The organism is Sporosarcina sp. AD_1 (assembly GCF_057373025.1).
This window is the reverse complement of record NZ_JBPVIR010000001.1, coordinates 1-18544: the sequence shown is the minus strand read 5'-3', so window position 1 is coordinate 18544 and position 18544 is coordinate 1. Positions and strand designations below refer to the sequence as shown.

The window sequence follows — 18544 nt, the reverse complement described above, 5'->3', positions numbered from 1 at the left end:
ATGGATATCTACGATAAAATCAATGAATTATATGATAAAAAACGTGAAATTGAATTAGGCGGAGGCGACGATCGCATCGCCAAGCAGCATGAAAAAGGAAAGCTGACCGCACGCGAACGGATCGATCTGCTGCTTGATGAAGGCACCTTTGTTGAATTGAATCCCTTTGTCGTGCACCGGACCCGCGATTTTGGCATGGACAAGCAGGCTGGACCTGGCGATGGTGTCGTAACAGGCTACGGTAAGATTGATGGACGGCCAGTTTATTTATTCTCCCAGGACTTCACGGTGTTTGGCGGAGCGCTTGGAGAAATGCATGCGATGAAAATTGCAAATGTCATGGACTTGGCAGCGAAGAATGGAGCGCCTTTCATCGGCTTGAACGATTCAGGAGGCGCGCGGATCCAGGAAGGTGTTGTATCTCTGGATGGCTATGGGGAAATCTTCTACAGAAACGCGATCTATTCAGGAGTCATCCCGCAAATCTCGGTCATTCTTGGGCCTTGTGCGGGAGGAGCGGTCTATTCACCTGCCATTACGGACTTTGTTTTCATGACGGACAAGACGAGCCAGATGTTTATTACTGGACCGAAAGTAATTGAGACGGTTACAGGAGAAAAAATTACATCAGAAGATCTGGGCGGTTCTAAAGTACATAATACAATTAGCGGCAACGCCCATTTCCGCGGGCCAGATGAACAGGCCGTGTTACAAGACGTCCGCCGGCTGCTCTCCTACTTGCCTCAAAATAATGAGGAGAAAACGCCCCTACAGCAGACTGGCGAAGGGGATGATTACCGCGCGGATTTGGCAGATGTCGTTCCGTTTGAAACCATTCGCCCTTATGACGTGCGGAAAGTCATTGAGCTCGTTGTTGATCCGAATACCTTTTTGGAGGTTCAGCCGGAATTCGCTCGAAATGCTGTCGTCGGCTTCGCCCGGATGAAAGGAGAAACGGTGGGACTTGTTTGTAATCAGCCTAAAGTGATGGCGGGCGGACTGGATATCGACTCATCTGACAAGATTGCCCGATTTATTCGCACATGTGATTCTTTCAACATTCCTATTATTACGTTTGAAGATGTGACCGGTTTCTTCCCGGGTATCAAACAGGAGCACGGAGGCATTATCCGGCACGGCGCTAAAATCTTGTATGCGTATTCGGAAGCGACCGTACCTAAGATTACAGTCATTTTGCGAAAAGCGTTCGGGGGTGCTTATGTCGCATTGAACTCCAAAGCAATTGGCGCCGATGTCGTGTACGCATGGCCGAATGCTGAAATCGCTGTAATGGGGGCGGAAGGGGCCGCTAACATTATTTTTGCCCGTGATATCGCGAACAGCGACAATCCGGAAGCGACCCGCGCAGAAAAAATCGAGGAATACCGCACGAAATTTGCCAATCCTTATGTGGCGGCTTCGCACGGAATGGTCGATGATGTCATCGATCCACGCGAAACACGTATTAAGCTATTGCAGGCGCTCGATATGATGCGCAACAAAAAGGAAACGAGACCTAACAAGAAACATGGAAATATTCCATTGTAACGATAGAAAGGACTGTTAGCAATGAATGAAAAGAGACTGCTTGACGAATTTTTCGAGCTGGTTCAAATCGACTCCGAAACGAAGCACGAAGGTACCATTGCTCGAGTACTGAAAGCGAAAATGGAGCAGCTCGGCTTTGAAGTAATGGAAGACGATTCTGCTTCCCGCACAGGTCATGGTGCAGGCAACTTGATCGCCAATTTACAAGGCACCGTTGAAGGCGCCGATCCAATTTATTTCACATGCCATATGGACACAGTCGTGCCTGGGCAAGGAATCAAACCTGTTCTCAAGGAGGATGGATACATTTACTCCGACGGAACAACTATCCTGGGCGCTGATGACAAAGCGGGTCTAGCCGCGTTGTTTGAGATGGCCAAAGTGTTGAAAGAAGAAAAGGTCGAGCATGGAGACATCCAGTTCATCATTACAGCTGGAGAGGAGAGCGGTCTAGTCGGAGCGAAGGAACTGGATCCATCTTTGTTAAAAGCGAAATACGGATATGCGGTTGATAGTGATGGCAAAGTTGGCGGCATCGTGACGGCTGCGCCATTTCAATCTAAATTGTGGACAACGATTCAAGGCAAGACAGCACATGCTGGAGTTGCACCGGAAAAAGGCGTCTCGGCCATCAATATCGCTGCAAAGTCTATTGCAAAAATGACATTGGGCCGCATCGATTCTGAAACTACAGCAAATATTGGCCGTTTCGAGGGTGGCCAGGCGACGAATATCGTCTGTGATGAAGTGCATATTTTGGCGGAAGCCCGTTCTATCGATGAAGAGAAGCTGAAGCAACAAACGGCTCATATGGTGGAAACATTTGAACAGACAGCGGCTGCGATGGGCGGAAATGCAACGACAGAAGTAAAGCTTATGTATCCGGGATTCCGTTTTACAGAAGATGCAGAAGTTGTACAAACGGCAATCCAAGCAATTAAGAATGTAGGACGGACGCCCGAGTTACTGACGAGCGGTGGCGGCAGTGATGGCAACGTATTCAACGGGGCTGGCGTGCCAACGGTTACCCTGTCGGTAGGATATGAAGAGATTCATACGAAGAACGAGCGGATGCCTGTAGAAGAATTAAACAAGCTGACAGAATTGCTCGTAGAAATTGTGAAGGTGGCAGCAGGGGCTGCGAAGGGGGAGTAAGAATGGCGGAATTTAAAGCAGTCATCGTACAATGTGGAAATGAAGAGTATGCCATCGCAGTTGACTCTGTCGTTTCCATCGAAAAAATGGAAAAGATTAATCCGATTCCTCATCTTCCGGAGTATATGCTCGGATTGATGAAAATCCGCGGTGAACTCGTGCCTATACTCGATTTCGAAAAAATTTTATACGGCAAATCAGCTGCTAATATGCAGGAGGTACGGATTGTCGTCGTACAAACAGAAGACTTGTATGTCGGTCTAGTCGTTCTGGATGCAAAAGAAATCATGGAAATTCCGGAGAGCAGCCTGACAACTTCGGGCTTGATGGCCTATTCGCGAACACCATATTTCACATCAGTCGCCAACTTGGATGAACGGATGATAACTATTGTGGATCCGGTCATTCTTTCCAAGACATTGGCCGGGATGGATGAAATTGGGGATTACGTCCACTCCCAAGCTATACAGGAACAATAATCATTACCGGGCAGTCCATTGCCCGGTTTCATTTTCTTGCAGCGGGGTGATTCGATGAACAGCGCCGGAAACTCGCAGGCAAAAGTGATCTTGCATTTGGATATGAATAGTTTCTTTGCTTCAGTCGAACAGGCGCACGATCCGTCTTTAAAGGGGATTCCGATGGCAGTCGCCGGGAATCCAAAAGAACGGCGCGGCATACTCGTCACGTGTTCCTATGAAGCGAGGGCACTCGGCATTTATACAACGATGACGGTTGGCGAGGCAAGACGTCTATGCCCAGATCTTGTCATCGTGCCACCGGATCGGGAGAAATACTCTACAGCATCACAGGCGGTATTCGCAATTTTGCGCTCGTACACGGAACTGGTTGAGCCGGTGTCCATCGATGAAGCATATTTGGACATCACGGACATTGGCGGCTTGACGCACGCTGTCTCAATAGCCGAACAAATGCAACAGCGCATTTTACGTGAGCTGGATTTACCGTGTTCCATTGGAATTGCACCGAATAAATTCCTGGCGAAAACTGCTTCAGACATGAAAAAACCGATGGGGATTACCGTTTTGCGCAAACGGGAAGTTCCGGCCAAACTATGGCCACTTCCGGTCATCCAAATGCATGGAGTAGGGCAAAGTACAGAAGCTAGATTAAAAGCAATCGGCATAACGACAATTGGAGATCTTGCCAATGCAGAAGAATTACTGATAAAAACCGAGCTTGGTAAAAATGGGATGCGCTTGAGGAATCGGGCGAACGGTATTGATTCACGTCCAGTCGATCCCGATGCTGCAGATGAACGGAAAAGTGTCGGGAGTTCTACGACTCTGCCGATTGACGAAACAGACGAGCAAGCTTGTTTGGAAGTGTTTAAGCGGCTGGCGCAGCGTGTTGCAGAGCGATTGGAAAGAAAGCAGCTTGCCGGTACCTCCATTTCGATTCAAATCCGGACAGCGGATTGGCGAAATCAATCGAGGAGCCGGACGGTTTTGAACCCGTTGTATACAGCGGAAGCTATTTACAAGGAAGCAGCCGCTCTCTTTAGCCGAAACTGGAACGGGGATCCGATCCGCCTGTTAGGCATCACGGTAGCCCAGGTCATTCCACGCAGTGAATTGCATGAACAGCTCTCTTTTGATACTTTCGAATATCATGCGAAGGATGCGAGAATGGAACAATTATTGCAAGAGCTGAAACAAAAATTTGGTCCTGATAAAGTGAGGCGCGGATTGGGTGAAAGGTAGGGAACAGCAGTGGAAGTCATCTTTTTAGGAACAGGGGCGGGCATGCCCTCTAAACAACGGAATACCTCTTCGCTGGTCATTAATCTGGCTGCAGAGGAAGAGGGATATTGGATGGTGGATTGCGGCGAAGCAACGCAGCATCAATTGCTTCATACGACAATCAAACCAAGAAAAATCAACAAGATATTCATCACCCATCTTCACGGTGACCATATTTTTGGGCTGCCGGGTTTCCTGGGCTCCCGATCCTTCTTAGGCGGCGATGAACCTCTCGATATTTATGGGCCACCAGGTTTGAACGAATGGCTCCTGGCTACGATGCGGTTGACCAAGACCCATTTGACTTATACATTGCGTGTCCATGAAATCAAAGAAGGCATTCTGTTTGAAAACGATCACTTTATCGTGACGACAAATCAGTTACAGCATGTAATTCCGAGCTATGGCTTCCGGATTGAACAAAAGCCGCTCCTTGGCAAGCTGCTCATTGACAAGGCAGTCGCTTCAGGTGTTCCCAAAGGTCCTTTACTGCAAAAATTGAAACAAGGTGAAGACATAACCTTAGAGGACGGTACAATCGTCCGCAGTAAAGAAGTTACGGGCGAACCGCAGAAGGGATTCATCCTCGCCATTCTGGGAGACACGAGCTTCTGTGAGGCATCGATCCAACTTGCCAGCCAAGCTGATCTTGTCATCCATGAGGCGACATTTGACAGCGAAACTGGCAAGCTGGCATCAGAATATGGACATTCCACAATCGTGGAAGCTGCAACTGTTGCGAGATTGGCTGAAGCGAGCACTTTGATCGCCAACCATATTAGCGCACGCTTCCTTCCTGGCGACGTGGCTCTTCTGCTTGAACAAGGCCAGGCCGTTTTCCCGAACCTGTTCATTGCCAACGACTTTTCTAAATACGCCTTACAAGACGGTCGCATAACCGAATTGTAAGAAATCAACTGCTGTCCCGCCGGGAGGCAGTTTTTTTCTCGCGTTTTCGTTTCTAGTAAGTACTACAATATAGTACTAGCATAATTTTGATCAGTAAGACTATCAAAAAATCGGGTGGAGAAAGCGTTCCTTATCTCCACCCGATTATAGCAACTCCTATAAATTAAAATACCCAGCCGCGATCATATTGCTTTGGAACTTCAATTTCAACGCCAAGTTCTTTTGCTGCACGGTAAGGCCAATACGGATCCCGAAGTAGCTCGCGTGCAAGAAGGACCATGTCCGCTCGTCCGTTTTTCAAGATTTCCTCCGCTTGGACAGCTGATGTGATCAAGCCGACTGCACCGGTCGGAATATCCACTTCCTTGCGCAGCAATTCTGCGTAGGGCACTTGATACCCAGGGAATGCTTCGATTTTTGCAGGTACGACTGCACCTGAACTGACGTCAATCAGGTCGACTTCCTGCGTTTTCATCCATCTTGCCATTTCAATATAGTCTAGCGGTGTCATGCCGCCTTCTGCATAATCATGTGCCGAGATGCGGACGAATAATGGGCCATCCCAAACTGAACGGATTTGATCAATTATTTCCCGCAGGAACTGATACCGTTTCTCGCTCGATCCTCCGTATTCATCTGTCCGATGGTTCGAGAGGGGTGAGAGGAATTCATTGATAAGATAGCCGTGCGCTGCATGGATTTCAATAACATCGAATCCCGCATTTTTAGACCGGATGGCCGCGTCCTTGAAAGCGGTTATCGTCTTTTCAATTTCTTCTATTGTCATTTCAGCAGGTGTTTTGTATTGATCACTGAACGCTATTGCACTTGGTGCGTAAATGGTGCCGTCTACGGTCGCTTTGCGGCCTGCGTGTGCCAGCTGGATGCCGGTTGCCGACCCGTGCTGCTTCATCAGTCCGACTAATTCGGCTAACCCTTCGACATGGTCATCACTCCAAATACCGAGGTCCTGTGGGGAGATGCGCCCTTCTGGCAGGACAGCTGTTGCTTCGACGATGAGTAGACCGATTTGCCCGACAGCACGCGAGCCGTAGTGGATTTTGTGCCAATCCATTACTTTGCCGTCTTCTTGATCCGAAGAATACATACACATTGGCGCCATGACAATCCGGTTCTTAAACGTTACATTCCTGATTGTATAGGGTTCAAACAATAAAGCCATGAAAAAACCTCCTTGAATGCCTTGCTGACTAGCAGGATCGTTTCGCTTTCAGTATACCAAATGTCTAATGTCAAAACATGGTGCCAAGCTCACGCGATCTGGCCTCTGCCCGGCTGATGCAGGCTGCGACCGCTTCCTTGAACATCCTTTCCTCGAGTGTCCGTAAACCCGCTTCCGTCGTGCCACCCGGGCTCGTGACATTCTTTCGAAGCGCTGCCGGCTCACCGCCAGTCTGTTTCAGCATGGCGGCAGCCCCTTCAACCGTTTGGACAATTAATTCCCGCGCCACTTCCTTCGATAAGCCGTTTGCCACCGCCGCTTCTTCCAGTGCTTCCACCATATAATAAATATAGGCGGGTCCGCTACCGGATAGGGCAGTCACCGCATGCAGTTCATCCTCTTCCACTTCCTTAACAATGCCAATGGAGCCAAGCAGGTGCAAAATATGTGCGCGAATCGATTCATCTACGAATCGATTGAAGGCAACACCACTCGCTGACTTTCCGATTGTCGCAGACGTGTTAGGCATTGAGCGCGCAATCGGCCGGCTGCCTAAACCGTTTTCTATAGTTTCTATAGATACACCAGCGATAACGGAGAGAATAGCGGTCCCGTCATGTATTAATGGTTCTATTTCCTGCATGGCCTGTTGAATGTCTTTCGGTTTTGTTGCCAGCACAATCATATCCGTTTCCCTGAGCGCCCGTCTTTCCGGGCAGACGATCGCGACGCCGTATTTTTCATTCATCTCTTTCAGCCGTTCGTCGTCCGATTTATTCATCACATACACCTGATCCGCTTTCATAACATCATGTTCGACAATGCCTGCCACAATAGCTTCGGCCATGGAACCGGCACCCACAAATACGATCGAATTCATTTCTCCAACACCCTTTCCGTGTCAAATAAAAAAACGCCTTCATCCTCCATAGAGAGGACGAAAACGTCAGTTTCCGCGGTACCACCTTCATTTGCCGCCGCTTGCGGCACAACTCATCCTTCCTTAACGCGGAAGGAACGGCTATGTTTCCATAGCAGCTCGGAAGCAGGTTCGAACAGGGAGTGGGATGCAACGTTTGCAGCCGATGACGTTGCTCTCTGAAATCCTTCACCCATCCTACTGATCTTCCTCAACGCTCTAAATATTGGAACGATTATGTCATATATTCAGAATAAAGTCAACAAGTTAAAATGCATCAAAGAAGTACAAGACTACGGCAAGTACAGCCAGTGCAGCAATTACAGCAAAGGACACCTTCCAGAAGCTCACCGGTGCTTGACCGCTCACTTTTCCTGTTTGTCCATTGACAAGAAAACGGTACACTTTTTGGTTAAACCGGAAAGAAGAAATCCATAGTGGCAGCAAAACGTGTTTATAGGTAATGCGCCGATAGCTAGTTGAGACGCTCACAATTTGAACTTCATCTCCGCGTTCCTTGCTTAAGATTCCGCTCCGGATCCGACTGTCGATGATGGATCTGGCGTCTTGCCAGCCGACTTTCAGAGGTATTGAATAGCGTTCAGCCAAGAAACCGGAAACGTATTCCGTTTTATAATCCACAAGATGGGCCAACTGGAACGGTTCCACTTTGTTGATCAGCCCGGAGGCGACATTACGGGACGCTTTCACGAGTACGTCATCAAAAAACTCAGCGTAGCGGCCATGCTGGGTTCGCCATCTGATCTTCCTTACCTGCTCCGTCACTTGTTTCGGCTTGCCGTCCTCATAGACGGTTCTCGTCTCGGTCACATAATAATAGGTGCCAATCCGGACGGTGTAGGCAGAATCGGTTTGGGAGTCGAAGGTCCAGTAGGGGATGTACGCCCCGCTCAATCGATCAAGCTCGTAGGAATTCTTCAGTTTGGATGGGGCAAAATATCGTTTGCCGATCCACGTCTTAAATTTAGCAACTGCTTCTTCCTGCGGCACTTTGAAAGGAACGACGAGAGAAGGTTTGATTCCCGGTCGATTCTCACTCTTCGCGATATGGCTGGAACCGCAAAACGAGCAGAAGTCAGCATCGGCATCCCGGTCCAGCACGGTCTCCGCGCCGCAGCTATCACAGCGGAATACTCGCTTTTCTTTATTCCAGCTAATATCCTCCTGCTCCAGCCCTTCATTGAAATCAAGTTCCACATCATTATGGTGAGTCGCTTCTATCACATTTTCTGTTCCACAAAAAGGACACTTCATGCTGCCGGTCGCCGGATCAAATACGGTATTACCGCCGCAGCTGTCGCAAGTCAATACTTCCGTTTCCTCTTGCTTCTTTGATTCCAAGACATCCATCTGTCCTTCCGTCATACGATCACCACCCGCTTGTTAATTGCTTAAACCTTTGCCGCATTCGCCGCAAAACTTGGCGGAAGGAGTGTTTGCTGCTCCGCAAGAAGGGCAATTGTTTTCTGTCACCTGCTTGGCGCCGCATTCTCCGCAGAATTTCGAATTTGCATTGATTTCCGCATGGCATTTAATGCATGGCACCTTTGGAGGTTGCACCGATTGGCCGCATTCCGGACAGAATTTTGCGGTCGCCCGGATTTGAGATTGACAGTGCGGACAAGCCATTTTCTGTTCTTCTACAGCAGGCGTCGGAGCAGGCTGAGTTGGCGCTGAGAAGGCCCCAGCCATGACATTGCCTAGTGCCGCTCCAGCGCCGAGGCTGGCCCCTGCACCTGCGAGGCCGCCTCCCTCATTTTGTGCAATGTCCCGGATCGCTTCTGCTGCCTGGTATTGCTGGTACTGCGCCATATTGCCGAGTACACCCATCGTCGTCCGCTTATCCATCGCCTCTTCGACTTCTTTCGGCAAGGACAGATTTTCAATATAGAGAGACGTAATTTCGAATCCGAATTGGCTGAAGCGCTCTTGCATTTTCTGCCGGCCGTTTTCGCTCAGCTCGTCGTAATGCATGGCCAGATCCAGCGCAGGGATTTGCGATTCCGCAAACAGATCCGTTAGACCGGATAGGATCATCTTTTTCAGATGGCTCTCGATGCTTTGCGTGTCATAAGAACCATTTGTTCCAAACAATTCACGTAAAAAGACGACAGGCTCTGCTACTCTGTACGAATAAATGCCGTAGCCGCGAAGGCGAATCATGCCGAAATCACGATCACGCATCATAATAGGATTGGACGTGCCCCATTTCTGATCGATGAATTGCTTTGTATTAATAAAATATACCTCCGCCTTGAAAGGAGAATTGAAACCTGTTTTCCATGATTTCAACTTCGTCAACACAGGCATATTTTGTGTATAGAGAACATGGTGACCTGGATGAAAGACGTCAGCGATTTCTCCTTCATTGACAAAAATCGCCACTTGCGATTCACGCACAATCAGGCTGGCTCCCATTTTGATTTCATTATTTTGTACGGGAAATCGATAGACCATTGTGTTGGTGTTATGGTCAGTCCATTCAATCACTTCAATGAATTGGCTCTTAAAAAAATTAAAAATACCCATATGACTTACCCCTTCCATCCTTCTGTTGCGCTCATTATATCATACTACGAACGATCGATTGAATGGTTTCAAGGTGGGAAGGATTCCGAATAGTGACGGCATCAGGGAAACATTGTACAATGGACTGAACAATCATTCATTCTGACAAATAAAAGGAGTTTCTAAGATGATACATAAAATTGTACTGCCTACACCATTTGCTGTCGGAGATGTGAACGCATTTCTAATAAAAGGGGATACATTATCACTCGTTGACGCAGGGCCGAAAACGCCGGAAGCTTATGAAGCGCTGAAAAGGGGACTGAAGGAAGCGGGATACTCATTCGAAGACGTGGAGCAAGTCATTTTGACGCATCATCATCCTGATCATGCAGGATGGATGGACGCATTTGACCGTGCGGAAGTGATCGGCCACCCGTATAATGATCTCTGGCTGAAGAGAGATCAAGAATTCCTGGACTATCATGATCGGTTTTATTTACAATGCCTCCTCGAGGAAGGGGTGCCTGAACAGTATTTACCTTGGGTGGAAAAGATGAAGCGGCCGCTTGCATTAATGGGCGATCGGACTTTGAACCGCACGCTTGGCGAAGGGGATGAACTTCCCGGCCATCCTGGATGGACGGTTATGGAAGCACTCGGCCATGCGCAAAGCCATCTCGTCTTCTGGAATGAGAAGGAGCGTATGATGATTGGCGGGGATGTAGTGCTGGAAAAGGTGTCCTCGAACCCATTAATCGAGCCGCCAGCAAACCCGAATGATACGCGTCCGAGGTCACTCTTGCAATATAATGCCTCGCTGCAGCGCATCCATGAGTTGCCGGTTGACATCATCTACAGCGGCCATGGAAATGAAGTGCATGACATCCAGCCGCTAATTGAATCACGGCTCACGAAGCAAAAAGAACGGGCACATAAAGTGCATGGGATGATGAGTGGTGGAAGGAAGACTATTTTTGAGTTGACGAAGGAACTTTTCCCGGCCGTCTATGAGAAGGAACTTGGATTAACGTTGTCCGAAACAATCGGCCAAGTCGATTATTTGCTGTCTAAAGGGAAGATCCGGGAAACGGAAGAAAGCGGCGTCCTATTCTATGAGCAAGCGTAAAACCGTCCTCCTGACAGGAGCAACAAGCGGAGTGGGAAGAGAAGTGGCGACAAGGCTCCTCGCTATGCCGGAGCAATATCAATTGATCGCCACGGGGCGTTCCAAAGAGGCCCTTCTTGAATTGCAGAAAGAAGGAGCAATCGTCGTTTCTGCTGATATGGCGAATGCGGGAGATCTCGATAAACTGATTGACCAAGCCGGCACTCCAGACATTGTCATCCATTCGGCGGGTGTTGGCACCTTTGCGCTAGCGCAAGAACTGACCGACAACCAGATTGAAATGATGCTCGAAGTGAACGTTCTGGCACCGATGAAGCTCACAAAACGTCTGTTGCCCGTCATGCTGGAAAGAAAAGATGGCCATATCATCTTTATCGGCTCCCAGGCGGGCAAGGTGGCAACGCCGAAAGCCTCGGTGTATGCTGCATCGAAACATGCTCTCATTGGGTACGTCAACGCTCTTCGAATGGAGGTTGCGCCTCATGGCGTAAAGGTTTCCGCCATCCATCCAGGGCCAATTGATACGCCATTTCTGGATCATGCGGATGCAACCGGAACATATCGGGATTCGGTCGGTGCTCATTTATTGTCGACCGAAAAGGTGGCCGAAGCGGTTGTGAAAGTGATGACTAAGCCGGTCAGAGAAATTAATTTGCCGGGTTATATGGGTTGGACTAGCAGGCTATATGGGCTGGCTCCCGGATGGGTTGAAAAATTCGGGAAACGTTTTTTTGATAAGAAATAAAGCAGGAGTCCTTTTGAAGGGCTCTTTTTGTCGTGCATTCAATGAATGTATCCAAAAGGGAATTTGCGTAAAAGCTAAGATAAGGGTTGCATAGTTCATAACAAAAGTTTAAAATGTAAACAAAAGTTTATTATGTGATAAAGCAAGGAGGCCGGAAAGTTGAATGAAAAAGAGCAGCTCGTCCTCGAGTTGATCCGGAAAAATCCATTTTTGTCTCAGCAGGAAATTGCAGATGAGATGGGATTGTCCCGCCCTGCGGTCGCCAATCTGATCTCTGGTTTAATGAAAAAAGGCATCATTACAGGCAGGGCCTATGTCATTCCGGAAATGCAGAAAATTGTTTGCATCGGCGGCGCGAACGTAGACCGAAAATTTCATTTGAAGAATGAGGCGCAGCTGGGAACCTCCAATCCAACGACCGCGACTGTCGCAATTGGCGGGGTGGCGCGCAATATTGCGGAGAATTTAGGAAGGTTGGGCCATGCTGTCAAATTGATGACGGTAGCAGGTCAAGATGCGGATTGGGAATTAATCACAACGTACTCAGAACCTTTTATGGATTTGTCTGCTGTCCACCAGCTACCCGCGGAATCGACCGGTTCCTATTCCGCAGTGCTGGATCCGCATGGTGAGCTCGTCATTGCGTTGGCGACGATGGATGTGTATGAAAGCCTCACACCGGAATATATAAGTTTGAATGAACGGCATATCGCACAGGCTTCCCTCGTCGTCATGGATTTGAACTGCTCTAAAGCAACTGCCGAATTCGTACGGCAGCTAGCCGTTCGGCATGAAATTCCTTTGGCCATCGTACCGGTTTCCTCGCCTAAAATGGCGAACATGCCGGATACACTCGAAGGGGTGACATGGTTCATTTGTAATGAAGACGAAGCCGAATCGTACACAGGCATTCAAATCAACACGATGGAAGACTGGGAAAAAGCGGTTCTCGCCTTGTTGGATCGAGGTGCCGACCATGTTGTCGTCACGCGTGGATCTGACGGTGTGATGGCGGCAGATCGAAAGAACAAACAGATCCTGCATGCAGAAGCCATCCAGGGGGTGCATGTGGAGGATGTGACAGGGGCAGGCGACGCTTTCATCTCCGGATTGCTGCATGGTGTCGTGACTGGCTGGCCAAATGACAAAGCTGTCCATGCAGGCCGGGTAAATGCAGCAAAAACATTGGAATCCCCGTCAACAGTCAGGCCGGAATTGACTGTATCACAACTAGAAATTGAAATGGAGGAATACAAATGAATCAATATCTCTCATACTCAGAAGAAGTCAAACAAGCAATGGAAGCAGGAAAACCGATTGTAGCGCTGGAATCTACGATCATTTCACACGGCATGCCGTATCCGCAAAACGTTCAGACAGCACGGGAAGTCGAGCAGATCATCCGAGATAATGGCGCCGTTCCTGCAACTATCGCTTTAATTGATGGCATGATTAAAATTGGACTTTCCGATGAAGAGCTTGAGATGTTCGGCAACAGTAAAAACGTAGCGAAAGCATCCCGCCGCGACCTTGGCTACCTCCTTGCAACAAAGCAGCTAGGTGCGACAACGGTGGCTGCTACGATGATTTGTGCCGACCTGGCCGGCATCCGCATTTTTGTAACAGGCGGCATTGGCGGCGTCCATCGCGGTGCAGAAACGACAATGGATATTTCCGCTGACTTGGAAGAGCTGGCACATACGAATGTCGCAGTTGTCTGTGCCGGAGCCAAATCAATACTCGATATTGGCTTGACGCTTGAATACCTTGAGACAAAAGGGGTTCCAGTCATTGGCTACCAAACAGATGAGCTTCCTGCATTTTATACAAGAAAAAGCGGCTTCCCAATCAACTTCCGGGCAGACGACGAACAAACGGTTGCTGACACATTACGCGTTAAATGGGAATTGGGCTTGCAAGGCGGCGCAGTCATTGCCAATCCAATCCCTGCACAGGATGAGCTTGAACCTGAGCTAATTGACGGCATTATCGCACAAGCGCTTAAAGAAGCGGAGTCAAATGGCGTGAAGGGGAAAGACACGACGCCATTCCTTTTGGCAAAAGTGAAAGAATTGACGGAAGGGAAAAGTCTTGTCGCTAATATTGCGCTTGTTAAAAACAATGCAGTTGTCGGTGCTAGGATTGCCGTCGCGTATAATCAAGGTTGATAATTAAAACGTCCATGTAAATGGGCGTTTTTTTCTGTTTTAAGTAGTTGCGGGAATAGATTCCAACATACGGGGTAGAGCAAGAAGAGGACCATTTGGCAGGGGAGGGTCTCTTATTATGAATACGGATTCTGGACAGCCTGAGCAAATTAAAATAAGCTTGACCATCATCTCTACATTTTTAATGGGGTTTATCGATGCTTATACATTTGACGTGCGGAACGGTACGTTTGCGAGTGCACAGACTGGAAATATGATTATGCTTGGCGCGAAACTGTTCTCAGGAGAGTGGCAGGAATCTTTGAGCCATTTATCTGTGCTGGCGGGCTTCGCGCTGGGGGTTTTCGGAGGCGAAGCGATTTCCTCGAAGTATTCCTATCTCGGTTTGCAGCAATATCGCGTGTTTCTAATGACAGAAGCGGTTCTTTTATTGCTGCTGGCATTTTTTCAGACCGCTCTTACCGACGCTTGGATGGTACTCTTCCTCGGATTACTTGCAGGCTATGTCCTCACCTTGTTCCGGACAATCAGGACAACCGCGGTGAATAATGGCATCATGACGGGTAATACGAAAAATTTTATGAACAACCTTTATAAAGTCATATCCCAAAAAGATAAAAAAGCAAGAGAGGAATGCCGCAATTTATCAATCGGCATCATGCTGTTTATTCTAGGAGTTGGCGCAGGCACACTCACTGTGAAGCTGGATGCCCGCTTGAATTTATGGTGTGCGTTCACTGTTATTTGCCTGACTGCCGTTTGGATTGAAATGAAATGGATTTCAAAAGTGAAGCGATTGAGAGGTTAGCTGTTAGGATGAATTAGACTAAATCCAAGGAATTCATTAAACGAATCAGCTTGCTCTTTGCAAGAATGGCCAACTCCAAAGGAATTACCTAGCGGCGAAGCGAATACAATCATGAGGAAGGGGGCGTTTCTCATGACGCGGGAAAAGACGACTACTAAATACATTGAAACACCAGTGAAAACGATATTTAAAAAGTTTGCGGCAAGTAAGGATGTTACGCTTGTGTATGGCGAACCGATTGAACTTGGATTTAAAAAAGTGATTCCAGTCGCAAAAGTAAAATATGCCTTTGGCGGAGGTGGTGACGGCCAAGGCGGAGAAGGGGGCGGCGGTGCCTTCTCCATTAAGCCATTGGGTGTCTATGAAATTTTGCCTGAACGGGTTTCGTTCATCGGAACGACCGACAAGAAAAAAGTGACGGTGGCTGCCATCGTGACGGCTGGAATTGTTTTGTCCCTTGCTTTGACGAAACGAAAGAAAAGATAATGGGGCACTCCTACATATGGCGTAAACGTCTGGCAGCCGATAGGTCATAGACTGGTGAACGGAAATGCAAAACAGGATCATCAGAACATTCGATGCCCTCGGTCAGGACGGTCGGATCAAAAACGAGCGATTCCGCTCCGTCCTCCCTCACCGAGTTCAATGTGAGCATGCCAATTTCGATCGTTTCCCTGTCAGCCGGCCACATAGTACTTGGATCGTCTATGGGATCTTCCGGTTGGGCTAACTGAATAAAAAGGCGGAAACGAACTGGAGTCGCTGTTTCCATCCGTTTGATCAATTCAGATTCCAGGTCGGCTCGTGAACCATAAGAATGTTTTGCATCGAACGGTTCTAATGGTACCCACGAAAATCGCACTGCTTGCTTTGTTCCTTCAGGTGAGACCAAATAGAAGGAGTGCAGGGCATGATACGTTTCTGTCGCAAAACTGGCTGGAGGCGTTAAGCTCCTCAGCAGCTTTGGAATGGTTGCAAACTCTGGCTTTTTAATTAGAACTTCCAGCTTTTCCGTTAAGGATAACGGCTCCTTAGCTATCACCTGTACAAGCCGTATGAAAGCTTCGGGTGTTTTGGTAAGAAAAACAGGGACATTGGCCATCGATAAATTAGTAAAGGCGTTCCCCGGCAAAAGGAAACGAACCGCCATCCCTTTAATGGGTACGAGCAGTTCATGTGGATTCGGAGTCGGCCAAAAATGGGAAAAGCGGACAACCGCCTCTACCGTTTCTTCTTGCAAATGCTTGGCGGTTGTCAGGTGCGAAGCCGCCCCGTTCGGTTGAAAAATTGCATCGAAAGCAATTCCTTTCGTATGCGCACGCCGCTGACCGGGATAAGTTCCCACTGCATTTTCAATCGAATCGACCGCTTCTTCAGGTGTTACCTCTCTTCGCAGCTTTTCATCCATCCAACACACTTCCTCTCAAACGAATACTTCCATAGTCAACGGATACCCATTTCCCGACTAACTTATTCCTGCGACTGTCTTTATATCTGACCCGTTATGTCTCCTCTTTTATGCCGTCCTCTTTCCTTTGATCAATCTTCCTCACTATTTGTCAACGTTTCGTCAAACCGATATACTTTGGAGTGGAACTATAAATAAAGGATGATGACCATGACATTTGAAGAAATTTTGCCTCGCTTAAAAGCGGGAGAAAAAGTAATCCGAGAAGGCTGGGGCGGCGCAGAGCTTTACGTAAAATTAGTTGGCGAGAAAGAACTCGACGGATTCAAATTAAACCCCTATTTTGTCATCAACGTAGAAGGGGAAGGCTACACAATGTTCACTCCGACAGTCTGCGATCTGCTGGCGGAAGACTGGAAAGTGGTTTGAGCCATTAATCGCAGAGCGATCCAATATTAATAGTATGAAAAAACGCAGGTAAACCTCCTGCGTTTTTTCAATGGATCTGGCGTTCGTTCCTGCTTATTAGCGTTCAAGGCGAGATAATGGCGTTCAACCTGAGTTAATGGCGTTCAGGGCGAGTTAATGGTGTTCAACGTAAGTAATTGGCGTTGAGCGGATGAATATGAGGTTCTTACCGGATTATCGGATGTTACACCGGCTTTGAGAGTGCTCGATCCGGTTGATTGGCACTGACCCCCTCTATTGTAGGGTTCAATACCGGCAAGCCTCTACATTCGAGCAATAATCAATTTTGATACCGCATCTAGAAATCCGCTGATAAAATAAATAGGCTTTATAAAAATGTCCACACAAAGGAGGCACATCATGAAATTCGAGGAGTTTGTCGGAAAGACGATATTTATTACTGGTGCTGGTTCTGGAATTGGACAGGCACAGGCACTTGCTTTTTTAGAAAATGGGGCGAAAGTTTTTGGAATAGATCTAGAGACGACAGGCATGGAAATGATTCAACAAGCGTATCCTTCCCGTTTTTATTATCAAAAAGGGGATGTGCGAAACAAAGAGGAAATCAAAGAAGCGGTTGACATGGCGGTATCCCGTTTTCAAGGCATTGATGTGTTATTGAATACAGCGGGCGTGCTGGACGGTTTTTCGAAGACGCTTGAGACAGACGAGGAACTGTGGGATCGTATCATGGATACCAATGTCAAAGGGACATACCTGGTGACGAATTGTGTACTCCCTTTCATGCTGCAACAGTCTTCAGGCACGGTGATCAATATGGCTTCAATCGCCGGTTTAGTCGCTGGGGGAGGCGGTGCTGCCTATACGGCTTCCAAGCATGCGATTGTTGGTTACACAAAGCAATTGGATTATGATTATTGTCGGTCTGGCATCCGTGCGAATGCGATTGCGCCTGGTGCGATCCAAACGCCGATGAATGCAGCAGATTTCGAAGGGGACGGAGCGATGGCAAAGTGGGTGGCTGAGGAGACGCCAGCCGGCCGCTGGGCACAACCATGGGAAGTCGCGAATCTTACTCTGTTCTTGGCAAGTAAGGCGTCCGATTATATGCATGGTGCTGTCGTACCGATCGATGGCGGGTGGATTGCGAAATAGCCGTATTCATCAATCCTGATTTCTGTTATACTACCCAAGTAAGCTTTTTCGGCTTGCACTGCGGCACTTCGTTCAGATATCAGATCTGACTTCCTTTGGCCGTAGTTATGACTAAAATGGCAAGACTGCCATTTTACAAAGGAGAAATCATGATGAATACGACTTCCTTCAAGGAAACCCCTCAATCCACTGTCAGTGAGGTGTCCAAAACTGCGATTGTCGCAGCTTTATACGTCGCTGTCACACTTCTGCTCTCGGTCATCAGCTTTGGTGCCGTTCAGCTCCGTCTTTCGGAAATGTTCAATTATCTAGCACTACTGCATAAACGGTATATCGTTGCGGTCACTCTTGGTGTCATTTTGGCAAACTTCATGTCGCCAACATGGATTCTTGATGTGCCCATCGGCGGTATTGCAACGTTTCTTGTTTTGCTGATCAGCCGGGCAGCGACGAAGAAAATCAAGAATATGGTTATCAAATTTGCAGTGACTGCTCTTATTTTCGCTTTTTCTATGTTCACCGTAGCTGGACAATTAACTGTCATGTACGGTGCACCGTTCTGGCCGACTTGGCTAACTGTAGGGATCGGCGAGCTATTATCCATGACTGTTGGCGGAATGATTGTCTACTCATTGCAGAAGAAAATAGATTTCACAAAATAAATCAAAAAGCACATCCATTGGTTAAGGATGTGCT

19 protein-coding genes and 1 other annotated feature are annotated in these 18544 nt (G+C 48.0%); of the genes, 14 read left to right on the top strand and 5 right to left on the bottom strand.

Going from position 1 to position 18544, the window contains the following annotated elements:
• Genes ACSW3C_RS00095 through rnz form a run of 5 tightly spaced genes read left to right on the top strand, consistent with a single transcriptional unit; the run spans position 1 to position 5375 of the window.
• Positions 1-1548: an acyl-CoA carboxylase subunit beta gene (locus ACSW3C_RS00095; RefSeq protein WP_486560234.1), complete on the top strand. Its 1548-nt coding sequence runs from the start codon at positions 1-3 to the stop codon at positions 1546-1548.
• A gap of 21 nt (positions 1549-1569) precedes the next feature.
• On the top strand, positions 1570-2703 hold the full coding sequence (locus ACSW3C_RS00090) for a M20/M25/M40 family metallo-hydrolase (protein ID WP_486560233.1): 1134 nt from the start codon (positions 1570-1572) through the stop codon (positions 2701-2703).
• A 2-nt stretch (positions 2704-2705) separates the two neighbouring features.
• Entirely contained in the window at positions 2706-3182 is a 477-nt protein-coding gene (locus ACSW3C_RS00085; protein ID WP_486560232.1) for a chemotaxis protein CheW, read from the top strand.
• A gap of 54 nt (positions 3183-3236) precedes the next feature.
• A complete protein-coding gene (locus ACSW3C_RS00080; protein ID WP_486560231.1) occupies positions 3237-4427 on the top strand; it encodes a DNA polymerase IV in 1191 nt (396 codons plus the stop codon).
• Positions 4428-4436: 9 nt separating this feature from the next.
• Entirely contained in the window at positions 4437-5375 is a 939-nt protein-coding gene (gene rnz / locus ACSW3C_RS00075) for a ribonuclease Z (protein WP_486560230.1), read from the top strand.
• 163 nt (positions 5376-5538) lie between these two features.
• Here the strand turns inward: rnz and namA are convergent, their stop codons facing one another.
• The 4 genes from namA to ACSW3C_RS00055 all read right to left on the bottom strand — a co-directional run bounded on the left by namA (position 5539) and on the right by ACSW3C_RS00055 (position 10027).
• Entirely contained in the window at positions 5539-6558 is a 1020-nt protein-coding gene (namA, locus tag ACSW3C_RS00070; protein ID WP_486560229.1) for an NADPH dehydrogenase NamA, read from the bottom strand.
• Between the two features lie 70 nt (positions 6559-6628).
• Positions 6629-7438: a pyrroline-5-carboxylate reductase gene (gene proC, locus ACSW3C_RS00065; RefSeq protein ID WP_486560228.1), complete on the bottom strand. Its 810-nt coding sequence runs from the start codon at positions 7436-7438 to the stop codon at positions 6629-6631.
• Positions 7439-7488: 50 nt separating this feature from the next.
• Positions 7489-7701, bottom strand: a binding site (T-box leader).
• A gap of 43 nt (positions 7702-7744) precedes the next feature.
• Complete coding sequence (locus tag ACSW3C_RS00060; protein WP_486560227.1) at positions 7745-8863, bottom strand: TFIIB-type zinc ribbon-containing protein; 1119 nt, start codon at positions 8861-8863, stop codon at positions 7745-7747.
• 18 nt (positions 8864-8881) lie between these two features.
• Positions 8882-10027, bottom strand: a complete 1146-nt coding sequence (locus tag ACSW3C_RS00055; RefSeq protein ID WP_486560226.1) for an SPFH domain-containing protein — start codon at positions 10025-10027, stop codon at positions 8882-8884.
• Between the two features lie 166 nt (positions 10028-10193).
• On the opposite strand from ACSW3C_RS00055, the gene ACSW3C_RS00050 reads away from it, so the two are divergent.
• The 6 genes from ACSW3C_RS00050 to ACSW3C_RS00025 all read left to right on the top strand — a co-directional run bounded on the left by ACSW3C_RS00050 (position 10194) and on the right by ACSW3C_RS00025 (position 15342).
• Positions 10194-11135 (top strand): MBL fold metallo-hydrolase, encoded by a 942-nt coding sequence (locus ACSW3C_RS00050; RefSeq protein ID WP_486560225.1) that lies wholly within the window; start codon positions 10194-10196, stop codon positions 11133-11135.
• Positions 11122-11880 carry an SDR family NAD(P)-dependent oxidoreductase gene (locus ACSW3C_RS00045; RefSeq protein ID WP_486560224.1) on the top strand — a complete coding sequence of 253 codons (759 nt, stop codon included), beginning with the start codon at positions 11122-11124 and terminating at the stop codon, positions 11878-11880. Before ACSW3C_RS00050 ends, ACSW3C_RS00045 begins: the two co-directional genes overlap by 14 nt.
• A 159-nt stretch (positions 11881-12039) precedes the next feature.
• Positions 12040-13140: a carbohydrate kinase gene (locus ACSW3C_RS00040; RefSeq protein WP_486560223.1), complete on the top strand. Its 1101-nt coding sequence runs from the start codon at positions 12040-12042 to the stop codon at positions 13138-13140.
• Positions 13137-14048: a pseudouridine-5'-phosphate glycosidase gene (locus ACSW3C_RS00035; RefSeq protein ID WP_486560222.1), complete on the top strand. Its 912-nt coding sequence runs from the start codon at positions 13137-13139 to the stop codon at positions 14046-14048. The genes ACSW3C_RS00040 and ACSW3C_RS00035 overlap by 4 nt, the downstream gene beginning before the upstream one ends.
• Before the next feature lie 118 nt (positions 14049-14166).
• Positions 14167-14856: a YoaK family protein gene (locus tag ACSW3C_RS00030; protein WP_486560221.1), complete on the top strand. Its 690-nt coding sequence runs from the start codon at positions 14167-14169 to the stop codon at positions 14854-14856.
• Between the two features lie 132 nt (positions 14857-14988).
• Entirely contained in the window at positions 14989-15342 is a 354-nt protein-coding gene (locus ACSW3C_RS00025; protein ID WP_486560220.1) for a hypothetical protein, read from the top strand.
• Positions 15343-15352: 10 nt separating this feature from the next.
• Here the strand turns inward: ACSW3C_RS00025 and ACSW3C_RS00020 are convergent, their stop codons facing one another.
• Positions 15353-16264: a catalase gene (locus ACSW3C_RS00020; protein ID WP_486560219.1), complete on the bottom strand. Its 912-nt coding sequence runs from the start codon at positions 16262-16264 to the stop codon at positions 15353-15355.
• Between the two features lie 210 nt (positions 16265-16474).
• On the opposite strand from ACSW3C_RS00020, the gene ACSW3C_RS00015 reads away from it, so the two are divergent.
• The 3 genes from ACSW3C_RS00015 (at position 16475) to ACSW3C_RS00005 (ending at position 18510) form a co-directional block, all read left to right on the top strand.
• Entirely contained in the window at positions 16475-16693 is a 219-nt protein-coding gene (locus ACSW3C_RS00015; RefSeq protein WP_486560218.1) for a DUF2829 domain-containing protein, read from the top strand.
• Between the two features lie 399 nt (positions 16694-17092).
• Positions 17093-17848 carry a 3-oxoacyl-ACP reductase gene (locus ACSW3C_RS00010; protein ID WP_486560217.1) on the top strand — a complete coding sequence of 252 codons (756 nt, stop codon included), beginning with the start codon at positions 17093-17095 and terminating at the stop codon, positions 17846-17848.
• Between the two features lie 152 nt (positions 17849-18000).
• Positions 18001-18510, top strand: coding sequence for a QueT transporter family protein (locus tag ACSW3C_RS00005; protein ID WP_486560216.1), 510 nt, complete (start codon positions 18001-18003; stop codon positions 18508-18510).
• Positions 18511-18544: the final 34 nt, after the last annotated feature.